This window comes from Streptomyces sp. DS1-CR2, assembly GCF_055760475.1.
Window position 1 is genome coordinate 5,643,174 of sequence record NZ_CM147085.1, and the last position, 14,206, is coordinate 5,657,379.

11 protein-coding genes are annotated in these 14,206 nt (G+C 67.4%); all 11 read left to right on the forward strand.

What is annotated here, in order from left to right; genetic code table 11:
- Positions 1–656 precede the first annotated feature (656 nt).
- The 11 genes from ACY0PA_RS27065 (at position 657) to ACY0PA_RS27115 (ending at position 14,121) form a co-directional block, all read left to right on the forward strand.
- Entirely contained in the window at positions 657–1,688 is a 1,032-nt protein-coding gene (locus ACY0PA_RS27065) for an ABC transporter permease (protein WP_473080206.1), read from the forward strand.
- A gap of 104 nt (positions 1,689–1,792) precedes the next feature.
- A complete protein-coding gene (locus ACY0PA_RS27070) occupies positions 1,793–3,589 on the forward strand; it encodes an ABC transporter substrate-binding protein (protein ID WP_473080207.1) in 1,797 nt (598 codons plus the stop codon).
- A gap of 109 nt (positions 3,590–3,698) precedes the next feature.
- Positions 3,699–4,676 (forward strand): ABC transporter permease, encoded by a 978-nt coding sequence (locus ACY0PA_RS27075; RefSeq protein WP_473080208.1) that lies wholly within the window; start codon positions 3,699–3,701, stop codon positions 4,674–4,676.
- Positions 4,677–4,686: 10 nt separating this feature from the next.
- Positions 4,687–5,748 carry an ABC transporter ATP-binding protein gene (locus ACY0PA_RS27080; RefSeq protein WP_473080209.1) on the forward strand — a complete coding sequence of 354 codons (1,062 nt, stop codon included), beginning with the start codon at positions 4,687–4,689 and terminating at the stop codon, positions 5,746–5,748.
- Between the two features lie 27 nt (positions 5,749–5,775).
- A complete protein-coding gene (locus ACY0PA_RS27085) occupies positions 5,776–6,906 on the forward strand; it encodes an ABC transporter ATP-binding protein (protein ID WP_473080210.1) in 1,131 nt (376 codons plus the stop codon).
- Between the two features lie 139 nt (positions 6,907–7,045).
- The gene (locus ACY0PA_RS27090) at positions 7,046–8,359 is read left to right on the forward strand and encodes a serine hydrolase domain-containing protein (protein WP_473080211.1); all 1,314 of its coding nucleotides are present in this window, start codon (positions 7,046–7,048) and stop codon (positions 8,357–8,359) included.
- Positions 8,360–8,443: 84 nt separating this feature from the next.
- Positions 8,444–10,078, forward strand: coding sequence for a peptide ABC transporter substrate-binding protein (locus ACY0PA_RS27095; RefSeq protein WP_473080212.1), 1,635 nt, complete (start codon positions 8,444–8,446; stop codon positions 10,076–10,078).
- A gap of 63 nt (positions 10,079–10,141) precedes the next feature.
- Positions 10,142–11,065 carry an ABC transporter permease gene (locus ACY0PA_RS27100; RefSeq protein ID WP_473080213.1) on the forward strand — a complete coding sequence of 308 codons (924 nt, stop codon included), beginning with the start codon at positions 10,142–10,144 and terminating at the stop codon, positions 11,063–11,065.
- Positions 11,058–12,074, forward strand: coding sequence for an ABC transporter permease (locus ACY0PA_RS27105; protein ID WP_473080214.1), 1,017 nt, complete (start codon positions 11,058–11,060; stop codon positions 12,072–12,074). The genes ACY0PA_RS27100 and ACY0PA_RS27105 overlap by 8 nt, the downstream gene beginning before the upstream one ends.
- 6 nt (positions 12,075–12,080) lie before the next feature.
- The gene (locus ACY0PA_RS27110) at positions 12,081–13,055 is read left to right on the forward strand and encodes an ABC transporter ATP-binding protein (protein WP_473080215.1); all 975 of its coding nucleotides are present in this window, start codon (positions 12,081–12,083) and stop codon (positions 13,053–13,055) included.
- Positions 13,048–14,121 (forward strand): ABC transporter ATP-binding protein, encoded by a 1,074-nt coding sequence (locus tag ACY0PA_RS27115; protein WP_473080216.1) that lies wholly within the window; start codon positions 13,048–13,050, stop codon positions 14,119–14,121. Before ACY0PA_RS27110 ends, ACY0PA_RS27115 begins: the two co-directional genes overlap by 8 nt.
- Positions 14,122–14,206 lie beyond the last annotated feature (85 nt).

A 14,206-nucleotide genomic window follows, 5' to 3' on the forward strand; every position in this document is an offset into this window, starting at 1 on the left:
ACTCTATTGACCGATAGATGTGTAACGAGTCCGTTTCGCAGGGATCTATCTAGGATCAGTTTGTCCGGATTTTGGGCTAAGTACGCTTCAGGTGTGATCGAACCGAGACCAAAACACTGTGGTCGGTCCGATTCTGATGCCAGATAGTTGAGCGCGTAGAGCTCGGGTCAATGGGTCACGCGCTGTGGGGAGTGCGGACTCGCGAGCACACTGAGGCACGTTCAATCCTCGCCGTCAGGGGTGTCGGTCAGGTGGCATGTGCCTCCACTTGTAGTGAACAAAAGTGGACTCATGAGGAGGAACCCATGCGAGGTGCCACAAGCGCCATATGGGTCGCGTCGTCCCCGATGACAGGTACAGGACTCGCGGGCAGTAGTTCCGTGGTCGGCACGGCGCTCAAGCGCCGCGACAGTCTCTGACGGCACGGCCTGCCCGGTCAGGTCAGGTTCCCCCGGGGTGAGTTCACCCCAGTCGTAGCTCAACCGCGCGCATCCGGCCTCGGGTTGCCGTGTACCGCCCGTAGGTCGTCGTACTCCCTGGTGGGAATCCAGCTGGAGTGGCGTAGGCCGTGCGACGGCCGTCGGTCCGGTGCTCCGTCCCAAGGGAGGAGCCCGCCGTGTGCCGACGACCTCCAACACCTGTGAAATGGACGAATCATGACGAGTCCAATCGAGATTGAGGGCGCCGAGACCTCTTCCGCCTTGGACAAGGACAGCGCGGCGCAGGCTGACGCGAAGGAGCCCAAGAAGCTCGAGGGGCGCAGCCCCGGACAGCTGATGTGGCGTCGCTTCAAACGGGACAAGACGGGCGTCATCTCCGCCTTCATCGTCCTGTTCTTCTTCCTGATAGCCGCGCTCGCGCCGGTCATCTCGAAGCTGTACGGCAAGGACCCGTACACCTTCTACGGCCAGGACGACCCCACACTCCTCAACGAGTTCAACCTGCCGGCCGGTCCCAACGGCGGTATGTCGCCCGAGCACTGGTTCGGCATCGACCCGAACTACGGCCGCGACGTGTTCTCGTACCTGCTCTACGGCATGCGTACGTCGCTCTACACGGCGCTGCTCGCCACGATCGGCATCGTCATCGTGGGCGTGCTCATCGGTCTCGTCTCGGGGTACTTCGGCGGCAAGATCGACTACTGGCTCGGGCGTCTGACCGACTTCATGCTCGCTCTGCCCAACCAGCTGTTCATGGTCGCGGTGATGCCCGTCGTGGTCACGGTGTTCGTGGCCCCCGACGAGGAGACCCCGGTCTACATCCGCTTCCTCGCCATCCTCGGCGTGATGTGGCTCCTCACCTGGATGAGCCTGTCCCGCCTGGTCCGCGCCGTCACGCTCTCCCTGCGTGAGCGCGAGTTCGTGGAGGCGGCGAAGGTCGCGGGCGCCTCGCCCTGGCGGATCATCCGCAAGGAGCTGCTGCCCAACCTGATCACGCCGATCATCGTGCAGGGCACGTACCTGCTCCCCAGCACCATCCTCTCGGTCGCCTTCCTGTCCTTCGTCGGCGTCGGGTATCAGGACCCGACCCCCGACTGGGGACTGATGTTCGCCACCGGCGCGAACATCTACGAGCAGGACCCGACCTACATGTTCTTCCCGGGTGTCGCCATGGTCGTCTTCTTCGTGGCGTTCAACCTCCTCGGGGACTCCGTCCGGGATGCGTTCGATCCCAAGACGGGCCGCTGAACCCAACTCATCCGAGGGGGAGCTGCCACCCGGGCGCCGGCCCACACCGGATGCGCCAGGCAGCACCAAAGGATCACTACTCACAGGCAGGTGGATCTAACTCCATGAGCATCCTTCGTTCGCGCACGGCGCAGGCAACGGTCGTCGCGGTGACCGCCGGCGCGCTGGCACTCACCGGCTGCAGCAGTGGCAGCAAGAGCTCCGACAAGCCCGCGGGCAAGTCCCAGAAGGACGCCCTCGCGCAGGCCAAGCCGGTCATCGTCGGTACCGCCGCGCAGTCCGTCGGCCCTGCCAAGGAGGTGCCGGGATCCCGTAAGGGCGGCACCGTCCAGGTGTACCAGGAGACCGACTTCTCCCACCTCGACCCGGGCCAGATCTACGTCTCCGACGGCGGCCTGCTGTCCAAGCTCCTCTACCGTGGCCTGACCACGTACGTCGAGGACGACAAGGGCAACCAGACGGTCGTCGGCGACCTCGCCACCGACGCGGGCAAGTCCTCGGACGGCGGCAAGACCTGGACCTACACGCTGAAGGACGGCGTGAAGGACCAGAACGGCAACGTCATCACGTCGGCCGACATCCGCCACACGTTCGAGCGCCTGTACGCCTCGTTCGAGACGGACGGCCCGACCTACGTCCAGCAGTGGCTGTCCGGCGCGGGCACCAAGTACCGCAAGGCGTACGCCGGTCCGTACAAGGGCAAGCACCTGCCGGACTCGGTCCTCGCGACGCCGGACGACAAGTCGATCGTCTTCCACTTCCAGCAGGCGCACACCGACGTCCCGCAGGCGTTCGCGATGGCCGCCTACTCGGCCGTCCCGAAGAAGACGGACACCAAGGAGAAGTACGACCAGGCGCCCGTCGCCACCGGTCCGTACAAGATCGCCGACTACAAGTCCGGCAAGAGCATGAAGCTGGTCCGTAACACCAACTGGGACCCGAAGACGGACCCGATGCGTCACCAGTACGTCGATGGCTTCAACATCGACTACAACCAGGACAAGGCCACGCAGACCAAGACGATCCTGGCCGACCGCGCCGAGGCCAAGAACGCCATCATGTTCACCGGCCAGATCGACGCCACCCAGCTGCAGAAGATCACCACCGACAAGGCGGTCATGAAGCGCACGGTGCAGGGCTACGCCCCGTACGTGTGGCAGCTGAACTTCAACATGCAGCGCGTCACGGACAAGCGGATCCGTGACGCCATCGCCTACGCGATTCCCGGCACCTCGGCCGGCCGCGCCGACGGTGGCGCCTACGGTGCCGACGTCGCCACGTCCCTGATGTCGCCCACCACCCCGGGCTACGACAAGACGTACGACCCGTTCGACCGCACCAAGCACCCGAACGGCGACCTGGCCAAGGCCAAGAAGCTGATCGACGAGGCCGGCGCCAAGGGCAAGAAGCTCGTCTACGCGTACGCCAACACCCCGGTGCGCACCACCCAGGCGAACCTCATCATCAACAACCTGAAGAAGATCGGCCTCGACATCCAGAAGAAGGAGGTCGACGCCGCCACCTGGTACGAGCAGATGGGCAAGGTCAAGAACGGCTTCGACCTCTACATGACCGGTTGGGGCCAGGACTGGGCCGACGGCAACACCGTCTTCCCGCCGTCCTTCGACGGTGCGCAGATCCAGGACGGCGCGTCCAACTACTCGCACACCAACGACAAGCACGTGAACTCGGAGCTTGCCCGCATCCAGGCCATCCCGGACGCGGCTGAGCGCGCCAAGGAGTACGCGACGCTCTCGAAGTACATCACGGAGAAGATCAACCCGGCTGCTCCGATCTACTACACCAAGGTGTTCCAGATCGCCGGCTCCAACGTCGGTGGCCTGCGGTACTCGAACGTGTCGAGCTACACCGACCCGACGTCGGTCTACCTCAAGAAGTAGTCGGTAAAAGGCAGTTCCCGGGGATGAGGGCGCGGCGGTGCCCTCATCCCCGGGTCGCCGGACCTCCTCCTGGCCTCCACCGCCGCCGTCCTGAGAGCAGCTCATTGCCATGCTTCGATTTCTCATACGCCGGACGCTCGGCGCAGCACTCATCCTTCTGCTGATCAGCGCCTTCACGTACTTCATGTACTTCGCCATCCCACAGGACCCGGCGACGCTCGCATGTGGCAAGAACTGCACTCCGGATGCGCTGGCGCTCATTCACAAGAACCTCGGCCTCGACAAGCCGGTCCCCGTGCAGTACTGGGACTACCTCAGCGGCATCTTCGCCGGACGTGACTTCGCGGTGGGCCACTGCCCCGCACCGTGTTTCGGCGTCTCGTTCCGGAACAACCAGATGGTGTGGTCCACGATGATGGACCGTCTCCCGCTGACGCTTTCCCTCACCTTCGGCTCCCTCATCGTCTTCCTCATCGCCGGTCTCGGCGCCGGCCTCATGGCCGCCCGCTTCCGCGGCACCTGGCTCGACAAGACCTTCAGCGGCGCCTCGCTGGTCACCAGCTCGTTCCAGATCTACTTCATCGGCCCGGTCGTCATGGGCCTCCTGGTCTTCAGCACCGGCTGGCTCGACAAGCCCAACTACGTGCCGATCAGCGAGAACCCCTGGGGCTGGTTCATGGGCCTGCTGATCCCCTGGATCGTCATGGCCACCATCTTCACGGCCAACTACACACGTATGGCCCGCTCGTCGATGATCGAGCAGTTGCAGGAAGAGCACGTCCGCGCTGCCAAGGCCAAGGGCATGAGCAGCCGTTACGCGTTCTTCCGCTACGCCTGGCGCGGCTCGCTCATCCCGATCATCACCATCCTGGGCATGGACATCGGCGCTCTGCTCAGCGGTGGCATGGTCACCGAGCTGACCTTCGGCCTCGCCGGCTTCGGCCGTCTCGCCCGTGACTCGGTCATCGGCAAGGACCTCCCCGTCCTCATGGGCGTCATGATCCTCAGCGCCGCCTTCATCATCGTCTGCAACATCATCGTGGACGCTCTGTACGCCGTCATCGACCCGCGCGTGCGTCTGTCCTAGGAGAACGACCGTGACCACACTCACCAAGACCGAGGACGCCCCGGCCCCCACCGGCGGCGACGCGTTCCTCTCGGTACGCGACCTGAAGGTGCAGTTCTCCACCGAGGACGGCATCGTCAAGGCTGTGGACGGGCTCTCCTTCGACATCGAGCGCGGCAAGACGCTCGGCATCGTCGGCGAGTCGGGCTCCGGCAAGTCGGTGACGAACCTGACCGTGCTCGGCCTGCACAACCGCAAGAGCACCCACGTCGAGGGCGAGATCGTCCTCGACGGCAAGGAACTGATCACCGCCACCGAGCCCGAGCTCGAAAAGCTCCGCGGCAACAAGATGGCGATGATCTTCCAGGACTCGCTGACCGCCCTGTCCCCGTACTACACGGTGGGCCGGCAGATCTCCGAGCCGTTCCGCAAGCACACCGGGGCCAGCAAGAAGGAGGCCCGGGACCGGGCCATCCAGATGCTGGAGAAGGTGGGCATCCCCCACCCCAAGCAGCGGGTGGACGACTACCCGCACCAGTTCTCCGGCGGTATGCGCCAGCGCGCCATGATCGCCATGTCCCTGGTCTGCAACCCCGACCTGCTGATCGCCGACGAGCCGACCACCGCGCTCGACGTGACCGTCCAGGCGCAGATCCTCGACCTGCTCAAGGACCTCCAGCAGGAGTTCGGCTCCGCGATCATCATGATCACCCACGACCTCGGCGTCGTGGCGAACATGGCCGACGACCTGCTGGTGATGTATGCGGGCCGGGCCGTGGAGCGCGGCTCCGTGCGCGAGGTGCTCAAGTCGCCCGAACACCCCTACACCTGGGGGCTGCTCGGTTCCATGCCGCGCCTCAACTCGGACGTCGACGAGCCGCTGCTGCCGATCCCCGGCTCGCCGCCGTCGCTGCTGAACCCGCCGAGCGGCTGCCCCTTCCACCCCCGGTGTGCCTTCACCGACAAGGTGGAAGGCGGCAAGTGCAAGGGCGACAGGCCCTCGTTGCCGAGCGGCCGCGGCTCTGCCTGCCACCTGACGGCAGATCAGAAGCAGCAGGTGTTCATCGAGACGATTCAGCCCCGGCTGGGCTGAGCTGAAACCGGCGACTGGGGCATGACCATGAGCGAGAACAACCAGACCACCACGGCGGTCGCCGAAGCGATCCCGCAGCAGCGGGACGCGGACAGCGCACCCCTCCTCCAGGTCAAGGACCTGAAGAAGCACTTCCCGATCAAGGGCGGCTTCCCGATCCGGCGGACCATCGGCGCCGTCAAGGCCGTCGACGGCGTCTCCTTCGACGTCTTCCGGGGCGAGGCCCTGGGCCTCGTCGGCGAGTCCGGCTGCGGCAAGTCGACGACGGGCCGCATGCTGACCCGCCTGTACGAGCCGACGCACGGCACGATCACGTACAACGGCCAGGACATCAGCACGGCCAACCGCAAGCAGCTGGCGCCCATCAGGTCCGAGATCCAGATGATCTTCCAGGACCCGTACGCGTCGCTGAACCCGCGCCAGACCGTCGGCTCGATCATCTCCGGGCCGATGGAGATCAACGGCATCAACCCGCCCGGCGGCCGCGAGGCGCGCGTGCGGGAGCTCCTTGAGATCGTCGGCCTGAACCCGGAGCACTACAACCGCTTCCCGCACGAGTTCTCGGGCGGTCAGCGGCAGCGCATCGGCGTGGCCAGGGCCGTGGCCCTCGAGCCGAAGCTGATCGTCGCGGACGAGCCGGTCTCGGCGCTCGACGTGTCGATCCAGGCCCAGGTCGTCAACCTGCTGCAGAAGGTGCAGCGGGAGATGGGCATCGCGTTCGTCTTCATCGCCCACGACCTGGCCATCGTGCGGCACTTCTCGCAGCGCGTCGCCGTGATGTACCTGGGCAAGATCGTGGAGATCGCCGACCGTGACTCCCTCTACAACCGCCCGCGTCACCCGTACACGCACGCGCTGATGTCGGCCGTGCCGGACGCGGACATCGACGCGGTGAAGAAGGAGCGGATCCGCCTGGAGGGCGACGTCCCCTCGCCGATCTCGCCGCCGTCCGGCTGCCGCTTCCGCACCCGGTGCTGGAAGGCGCAGGACAAGTGCGCCACGGAGGAGCCGCCGCTCGTACAGATCTCCGGCAGCCGCGAGGGTCACCTCACGGCCTGTCACTTCCCGGAGGACCCGACGACCGAGGACCGCGGCGAGGACATCGTGCTCGACCCGGCCCTCGCGGCCCTCGAAGGGGAGTCCGGCCAGGACGCCTGACCGTCCGCGCTCCGGCCGACCACGGCCCGTCACCGGTGACACGCCGGTGCCGGGCCGTCGGCGTATCGCGGGCCGGCGGTCGTGGCGGCCACGGTGTGGGCGATGATCCAGGAACGAGCGGGCGAGGAGAGGGGCCGTCATGCTGGACGACCTGGAGGCGCGGTGCGCGCAGGCGATGACGGAGCACGGGTGCCCGTCCGTCTCGGTCGCGGTCGCGATGCACGGAGAGGTGATCCTCGCCCAGGCTCATGGGCTCGCCGACACCGGCGCGGGGACCCCCGCCGCCGTCGGCACCCCGTACGCCCTCGCCTCCGTCACCAAGCCGGTCACGGCCGCGGCGGTCTGCGTCGCGGCCGACGAGGGGCTGCTCGACCTGGACGCGCCGGGACCCCTCGGCGCGACCCCGCGTCAGCTCCTGCGGCACCGGGGCGGGCTCGGCGCGCACTACGACTTCCACTACGGCGAGGAGGGCGAGCCGGCCATCGACGCGGAGCCGTACACGCGGCTCCAGCGCGCGCCCGGCTCCGGCTTCGAGTACGCGAACCTCGGCTACCGGCTCCTCGGCCGGCTCCTGGAGGACGCCACCGGACAGGACCTCGCCACGTACGCCCGGGAGCGCGTCCTCGGGCCGCTCGGGCTCGACGGCTTTTGCATCGCCACCCGCCTCTCGGGCGCCGCGACCCGCTACACCCCCGACGGGCGTCCCTATCCCCAGGGCCTGCGCACCAGCCATCCCGGCGCCACGCTCGGCTGGGCGACGGCACCTCAGCTCGCCCTCTTCGCCCAGACCTGGCCGCGGCTCCTGAAGCCGCAGACGGCCGCCGCGGTCCTCGACGCCGTCCCGATCGGCGAGCACCTCGGGTACGGCCTCGGCTGGTGCGTCTCGCGCGGCGAGGGGCCGCTCCTGGTGAGCCACGGCGGAGGCATGGGCGGCGTGGCCGTGATGGCGGTGTCGGCGCCGGAACCGGGCCTGTCGGTGGCGGTACTGACGAACACGACGGCGAAGGCGGCCCGTGACGCGGTCGTCGCCTACGTCCTGGGCGAGCTGGTGCCCGAGTTCAGGCCCGAGCTGATCTCACCGGTGTTCTCCGTGCCCGCGCGCCCGCTGACCCTGGAGGAGGGGGAGTGGGCGGGCCACGCCTCGACGCCGGAGGGCGAGGTCCCGCTGCGGCTACGGATCCTGCCGGGCGCCCGGGCCGAACTTGCCACCGGCGACGAGAGCGCCACCGCCTCCGTCGAAGCCACGGCCACTCTCGCCCTGCGCGGCTCCTTCCCCGTACAACTGCCCACCGCCGACGCGAGGGTCAGCGGTCCGGTGCTCGGTCTGGAACTGCGTCTGGACGAGGGGCGGCTGACCGGGGTGGCCCGTGTTTACAAGGAGGGCGACCGGGAGGGGCTGATCGGCAACCTGCTGACCCACCCGTGCGAACTGGGGCTCGTACGGGCGGGCTGAAAGTGCGTTACGCGCCTTTAAGGATGATATTTGGGCCTAAGTGCCGTAAGGCATGGACCCAGAAGCACTCCGAGGAGGCAGTTCATGCGCGGAGCCACGCACGCCAAGTGGGCCGTATGCGCGGTGGCCGTCGCTCTCGCGGCGACGGCCTGTGGTGGTGGGAGCGACAGCGGCGGCAGTGGTGGCGATGGCTCAGGGATCGTCCGTTCGTCCTGGGGTGACCCGCAGAACCCGCTGGAACCAGCGAACACGAACGAGGTGCAGGGCGGCAAGGTCCTGGACATGGTCTTCCGCGGCCTGAAGAGGTACAACGCGAAGACCGGCGCCGCCGAGGACATGCTCGCGGACAAGATCGAGACGACGGACTCGGTCAACTTCAAGATCACGGTCAAGGACGGCTGGACGTTCTCCAACGGCGAGAAGGTCACCGCGAAGTCCTTCGTGGACGCCTGGAACTACGGCGCGGACCTGAAGAACAACCAGAAGAACGCCTATTTCTTCGGCCAGATCGACGGCTACGACAAGGTCCACCCCGACTCCGGCACCCCGAGCGCCACCAGTCTGTCCGGGCTCAAGGTCACCGGTCCCCTCACCTTCTCGGTCAAGCTCAACCAGAAGTTCTCGCTGTGGCCCGACACCCTCGGCTACGCGGCCTTCGCCCCGCTCCCCAAGGCCTTCTTCGACGACCACGCCGCGTGGGTGAGCAAGCCGGTCGGCAACGGCCCGTACACGATCGACAGCTACACCAAGGGCTCCCAGATGTCCCTGCGCAAGTGGGACGCCTACCCGGGGACCGACAAGGCGCAGAACGGCGGCGTGGACCTGAAGGTCTACACCGACAACAACACGGCGTACACCGACCTGACGGCCGGCAACCTCGACCTCGTCGACGACGTCCCGGCCTCGCAGCTCAAGAACGTCAAGGCCGACCTCAGCGGCCGGTACATCAACTCCCCCGCCGGCATCATCCAGACGCTCGCCTTCCCGTTCTACGACCCCGCGTGGAACAAGGCGGACAGCGACAAGGTCCGCAAGGGCCTGTCGATGGCGATCAACCGCAAGCAGATCACCGAGACGATCTTCCAGAAGACCCGGACCCCGGCCACGGACTGGACCTCGCCGGTCCTCGGCAAGGACGGCGGCTTCCAGGACGGGCTGTGCGGCGACGGGTGCGACTACAACCCCGCCGAGGCCAAGAAGCTGGTCCAGGAGGGCGGCGGCATCCCCGGCGGCCAGGTGAAGATCGGCTACAACGCCGACACCGGCAGCCACAAGGAGTGGGTCGACGCCGTCTGCAACAGCATCAACAACGCCCTGGGGAACGACAAGGCCTGCGTCGGCCTGCCCACCGGCACCTTCGCCGACTTCCGCAACAAGATCACGCAGAAGAAGATGACGGGCCCGTTCCGCGCGGGCTGGCAGATGGACTACCCGCTCATCCAGAACTTCCTGCAGCCGCTGTACTACACCAACGCCTCGTCCAACGACGGCAAATGGTCCAACAAGGAGTTCGACAAGCTCGTCGACCAGGCCAACGCCGAGTCCGACCGCGCCAAGGCCGTCAAGATCTTCCAGCAGGCCGAAGGCGTCGTCCGGGACAACATGGCGGCCATCCCGCTCTGGTACCAGAACGGCAGTGCCGGCTACTCCGACCAGGTCTCCCACGTCGCCCTCAACCCGTTCAGCGTTCCGGTCTACAACGAGATCAAGGTCAAATGACGCCCGGGGAGCGGCAGTCCGGGGACTGACGGGCGGCCGCTCCCCCCGATTCCGGAGCCCCGTATGGGACGTTATGTGATCAGGCGTCTGCTGCAGATGATCCCGGTCTTCTTCGGCGCGACGCTGCTCATCTTCCTGATGGTCAACGTGATGGGCGACCCCATCGCGGGACTGTGCGGCGACAAGCAGTGCGACCCCTCCACGGCCGCTCAGCTCGAGAAGGAGTTCGGTCTCGACAAGCCCGTCTGGCAGCAATACCTGATGTACATGGGGAACGTCTTCACCGGCGACTTCGGCACCGCGTTCAACGGCCAGAAGGTCACCGAACTGATGGCGGCGGCCTTCCCCGTGACGATCCGCCTGACCGTCGTGGCGATCCTCTTCGAGATCGTCATCGGCATCACGCTCGGCGTCGTCACGGGGCTGCGCCGCGGCCGTCCCATCGACACCACCGTGCTGCTGCTCACCCTGGTCGTCATCTCCGTCCCGACCTTCGTCACCGGCCTGCTCCTCCAGCTCCTGCTCGGCGTCGAGTGGGGGATCATCAAACCCGCGGTGTCCACCGAGGCGACGTTCTCCGAACTCATCGTCCCCGGCCTCGTGCTCGCCTCGGTCTCCCTCGCGTACGTCACCCGGCTCACCAGGACCTCGATCGCCGAGAACCGCCGCGCCGACTACGTCCGTACGGCCATCGCCAAGGGCCTCCCGCGCCGCCGCGTCATCGTCCGGCACCTGCTGCGCAACTCGCTGATCCCGGTCGTCACCTTCATCGGCACCGACATCGGCGCCCTGATGGGCGGCGCCATCGTCACGGAGCGGATCTTCAACATCCACGGCGTCGGCTACCAGCTCTACCAGGGCATCCTCCGGCAGAACACCCAGACCGTCGTCGGCTTCGTGACCGTACTCGTCCTCGTCTTCCTGGCGGCCAACCTGATCGTCGACCTCCTGTACGCCGTACTCGACCCGAGGATCCGCTATGCCTGAACCCGAGCCGCCGGAGCCCTACTCGTCGGGCGGTGGCAGAGCCCCGGAGAACGGAGGAGCCATCGCCGCGACGGGCGCGGGCGGGGCCATGGACCTCGCCACGAGCGAGGGGACGACCCTCCGGAAGGTGCCGGGCGGCCCCGAAGGCACGGGCCCCGCGGGCAAGCCGAGAAGCCTCTGGTCGGACGCCTGGCGCGATCTGCGCCGCAACCCGGTCTTCATCATCTCGGGTCTGATCATCGTCTTCCTCGTGATCATCTCGCTCTGGCCCTCCCTGATCGCCTCCGGCAACCCCCTCTCCTGCAACCTCGCCAAGGCCCAGGAGGGCTCCCAGCCAGGCCACCCCTTCGGCTTCAACGGCCAGGGCTGCGACGTCTACACGCGCACCGTGTACGGCGCCCGGGCCTCCGTCACCGTCGGCGTCTGCGCCACCGTCGGCGTCGCCCTCCTCGGCAGCGTCCTCGGCGGGCTCGCCGGGTTCTTCGGCGGGGCGTGGGACGCAATCCTGTCCCGTATCACCGACGTCTTCTTCGCCATCCCGGTCGTGCTCGGCGGCCTGGTGCTCCTGTCCGTGGTCACCAGCTCCACCGTCTGGCCGGTCATCGGGTTCATGGTGCTGCTCGGCTGGCCGCAGCTCTCCCGCATCGCCCGCGGCTCCGTCATCACGGCCAAGCAGAACGACTACGTGCAGGCGGCGCGGGCGCTCGGCGCCTCCAACTCCCGGATGATGCTGCGGCACATCCTGCCCAACGCGATCGCGCCGGTCATCGTCGTCGCCACCATCGCGCTCGGCACCTACATCTCCCTCGAGGCGACGCTCTCGTACCTCGGCGTCGGCCTGAAGCCGCCCACCGTGAGCTGGGGCATCGACATCTCCTCGGCGTCCCAGTACATCCGCAACGCCCCGCACATGCTGCTCTGGCCCGCCGGCGCCCTCGCGGTCACCGTGCTCGCGTTCATCATGCTCGGCGACGCGGTGCGCGACGCCCTCGACCCCAAGCTGAGGTAGGCGCCCATGCTGCTCGAAGTGCGCGATCTGCACGTGGAGTTCCGGATGCGCGACGGGATCGCCAAGGCCGTCAACGGCGTCAGCTACACCGTCGACGAGGGCGAGACCCTCGCCGTGCTCGGCGAGTCGGGATCCGGCAAGTCCGTGACCGCGCAGGCGGTCATGGGCATCCTCGACATGCCGCCCGGGAAGATCACCGGCGGTGAGATCCTCTTCCAGGGCACCGACCTCCTGGGGCTCAAGGAGGACGAGCGGCGCAAGATCCGCGGCGCCAAGATGGCGATGATCTTCCAGGACGCACTCAGCTCCCTCAACCCTGTGCTGTCCGTGGGTGATCAGCTCGGCGAGATGTTCACCGTCCACAAGGGGATGTCCCGCAAGGACGCCAGGGCCAAGGCCATCGAGCTGATGGACCACGTCAGGATCCCCGCCGCCAGGGAGCGGGTCGGCCAGTACCCGCACCAGTTCAGCGGCGGCATGCGCCAGCGCATCATGATCGCGATGGCGCTCGCCCTGGAACCGGACCTGATCATCGCCGACGAGCCCACCACCGCCCTCGACGTCACCGTCCAGGCCCAGGTCATGGAGCTGCTCGCCGACCTCCAGCGCGAACTCAGGATGGGCCTCATCCTCATCACCCACGACCTCGGAGTGGTCGCCGACGTCGCCGACAAGATCGCCGTCATGTACGCGGGCCGTATCGTCGAGACGGCTCCTGTGCACGAGATCTACAGGGCGCCCGCCCACCCGTACACCAAGGGCCTGCTCGAATCGATCCCGCGCCTGGACCAGAAGGGCCAGGAGCTGTACGCGATCAAGGGCCTGCCGCCCAACCTGATGCACATCCCGCCCGGCTGCGCCTTCAACCCGCGCTGCCCGCTGGCCAAGGACGTGTGCCGCGCGGACGTTCCCCCGCTCTTCGAGGTGAGCCCGACGCGCCGGAGCGCCTGCTACTTCTGGAAGGAGACGCTCGATGGCTGACCTGGCGAAGGAGGCGCAAGCCGGCGCCCCCGTGCCGGCCCGTGAGCCGATCCTCGAGGTCAGCGGCCTGGTCAAGCACTATCCGCTCACCCAGGGGATCCTGTTCAAGAAGCAGGTCGGCGCGGTCAGGGCCGTCGACGGCGTCGACTTCGTGCTCGGCCAGGGCGAGACCCTCGGCATCGTCGGCGAGTCCGGCTGCGGCAAGTCGACCGTCGCCAGGATGCTGGTCAACCTGGAGCGGCCGACCGCCGGGCAGATCAAGTACCGGGGCGAGGACATCACCAAGCTGTCCGGGCGCGCGCTGAAGGCCGTACGCCGCAATATCCAGATGGTGTTCCAGGACCCGTACACGTCCCTCAACCCGCGTATGACGGTCGGCGACATCATCGGAGAGCCGTACGAGATCCACCCCGAGGTCGCTCCCAAGGGCGACCGGCGCCGCAAGGTGCAGGACCTCCTGGACGTGGTCGGGCTCAACCCGGAGTACATCAACCGGTACCCGCACCAGTTCTCCGGCGGCCAGCGCCAGCGCATCGGCATCGCGCGCGGCCTCGCCCTGCGCCCCGAGATCATCGTCGCCGACGAGCCGGTCTCCGCACTCGATGTCTCCGTGCAGGCGCAGGTCATCAACCTGCTCGACAGCCTCCAGAACGAGTTCGACCTCTCCTACGTCTTCATCGCCCATGACCTGTCGATCGTCCGCCACATCTCCGACCGGGTCGGCGTCATGTACCTCGGGCGGATCGTCGAGACCGGCACCGACGAGCAGATCTACGAACACCCCACGCACCCCTACACCCAGGCGCTCCTGTCCGCCGTGCCCGTCCCCGACCCTCAGGCGCGCGAGCACCGCGAGCGGATCATCCTCACCGGCGACGTGCCGTCCCCGGCCAACATCCCCTCGGGCTGCCGCTTCCGCACCCGCTGCTGGAAGGCGCAGGAGCGGTGCGCACTGGAGGTGCCGGCGCTCGCGGTGCCCGCCGAGTTCCGCATCGGGGAGTCGCCGGCGAAGCACGACTCGGCCTGCCACTTCGCCGAGGAGAAGCACGTCATCCCCAGCGAGTAGGCGTACGTGTCGTGACAAATGCGCACCAACTGCGTTAACACGCAGGCAACTTGACCGTCGCGGCACCGATATACGAACGCGTCAG

Bases quoted from the DNA above. Each gene is read 5' to 3' on its own strand.
- ACY0PA_RS27085 (WP_473080210.1), top strand. From the start codon at position 5,776: ATGAGCGAGAACAACCAGACCACCACGGCGGTCGCCGAAGCGATCCCG.
- ACY0PA_RS27075 (WP_473080208.1), top strand. From the start codon at position 3,699: ATGCTTCGATTTCTCATACGCCGGACGCTCGGCGCAGCACTCATCCTT.
- ACY0PA_RS27110 (WP_473080215.1), top strand. From the start codon at position 12,081: ATGCTGCTCGAAGTGCGCGATCTGCACGTGGAGTTCCGGATGCGCGAC.
- ACY0PA_RS27115 (WP_473080216.1), top strand. From the start codon at position 13,048: ATGGCTGACCTGGCGAAGGAGGCGCAAGCCGGCGCCCCCGTGCCGGCC.
- ACY0PA_RS27105 (WP_473080214.1), top strand. From the start codon at position 11,058: ATGCCTGAACCCGAGCCGCCGGAGCCCTACTCGTCGGGCGGTGGCAGA.
- ACY0PA_RS27090 (WP_473080211.1), top strand. From the start codon at position 7,046: ATGCTGGACGACCTGGAGGCGCGGTGCGCGCAGGCGATGACGGAGCAC.
- ACY0PA_RS27100 (WP_473080213.1), top strand. From the start codon at position 10,142: ATGGGACGTTATGTGATCAGGCGTCTGCTGCAGATGATCCCGGTCTTC.
- ACY0PA_RS27065 (WP_473080206.1), top strand. From the start codon at position 657: ATGACGAGTCCAATCGAGATTGAGGGCGCCGAGACCTCTTCCGCCTTG.
- ACY0PA_RS27070 (WP_473080207.1), top strand. From the start codon at position 1,793: ATGAGCATCCTTCGTTCGCGCACGGCGCAGGCAACGGTCGTCGCGGTG.
- ACY0PA_RS27095 (WP_473080212.1), top strand. From the start codon at position 8,444: ATGCGCGGAGCCACGCACGCCAAGTGGGCCGTATGCGCGGTGGCCGTC.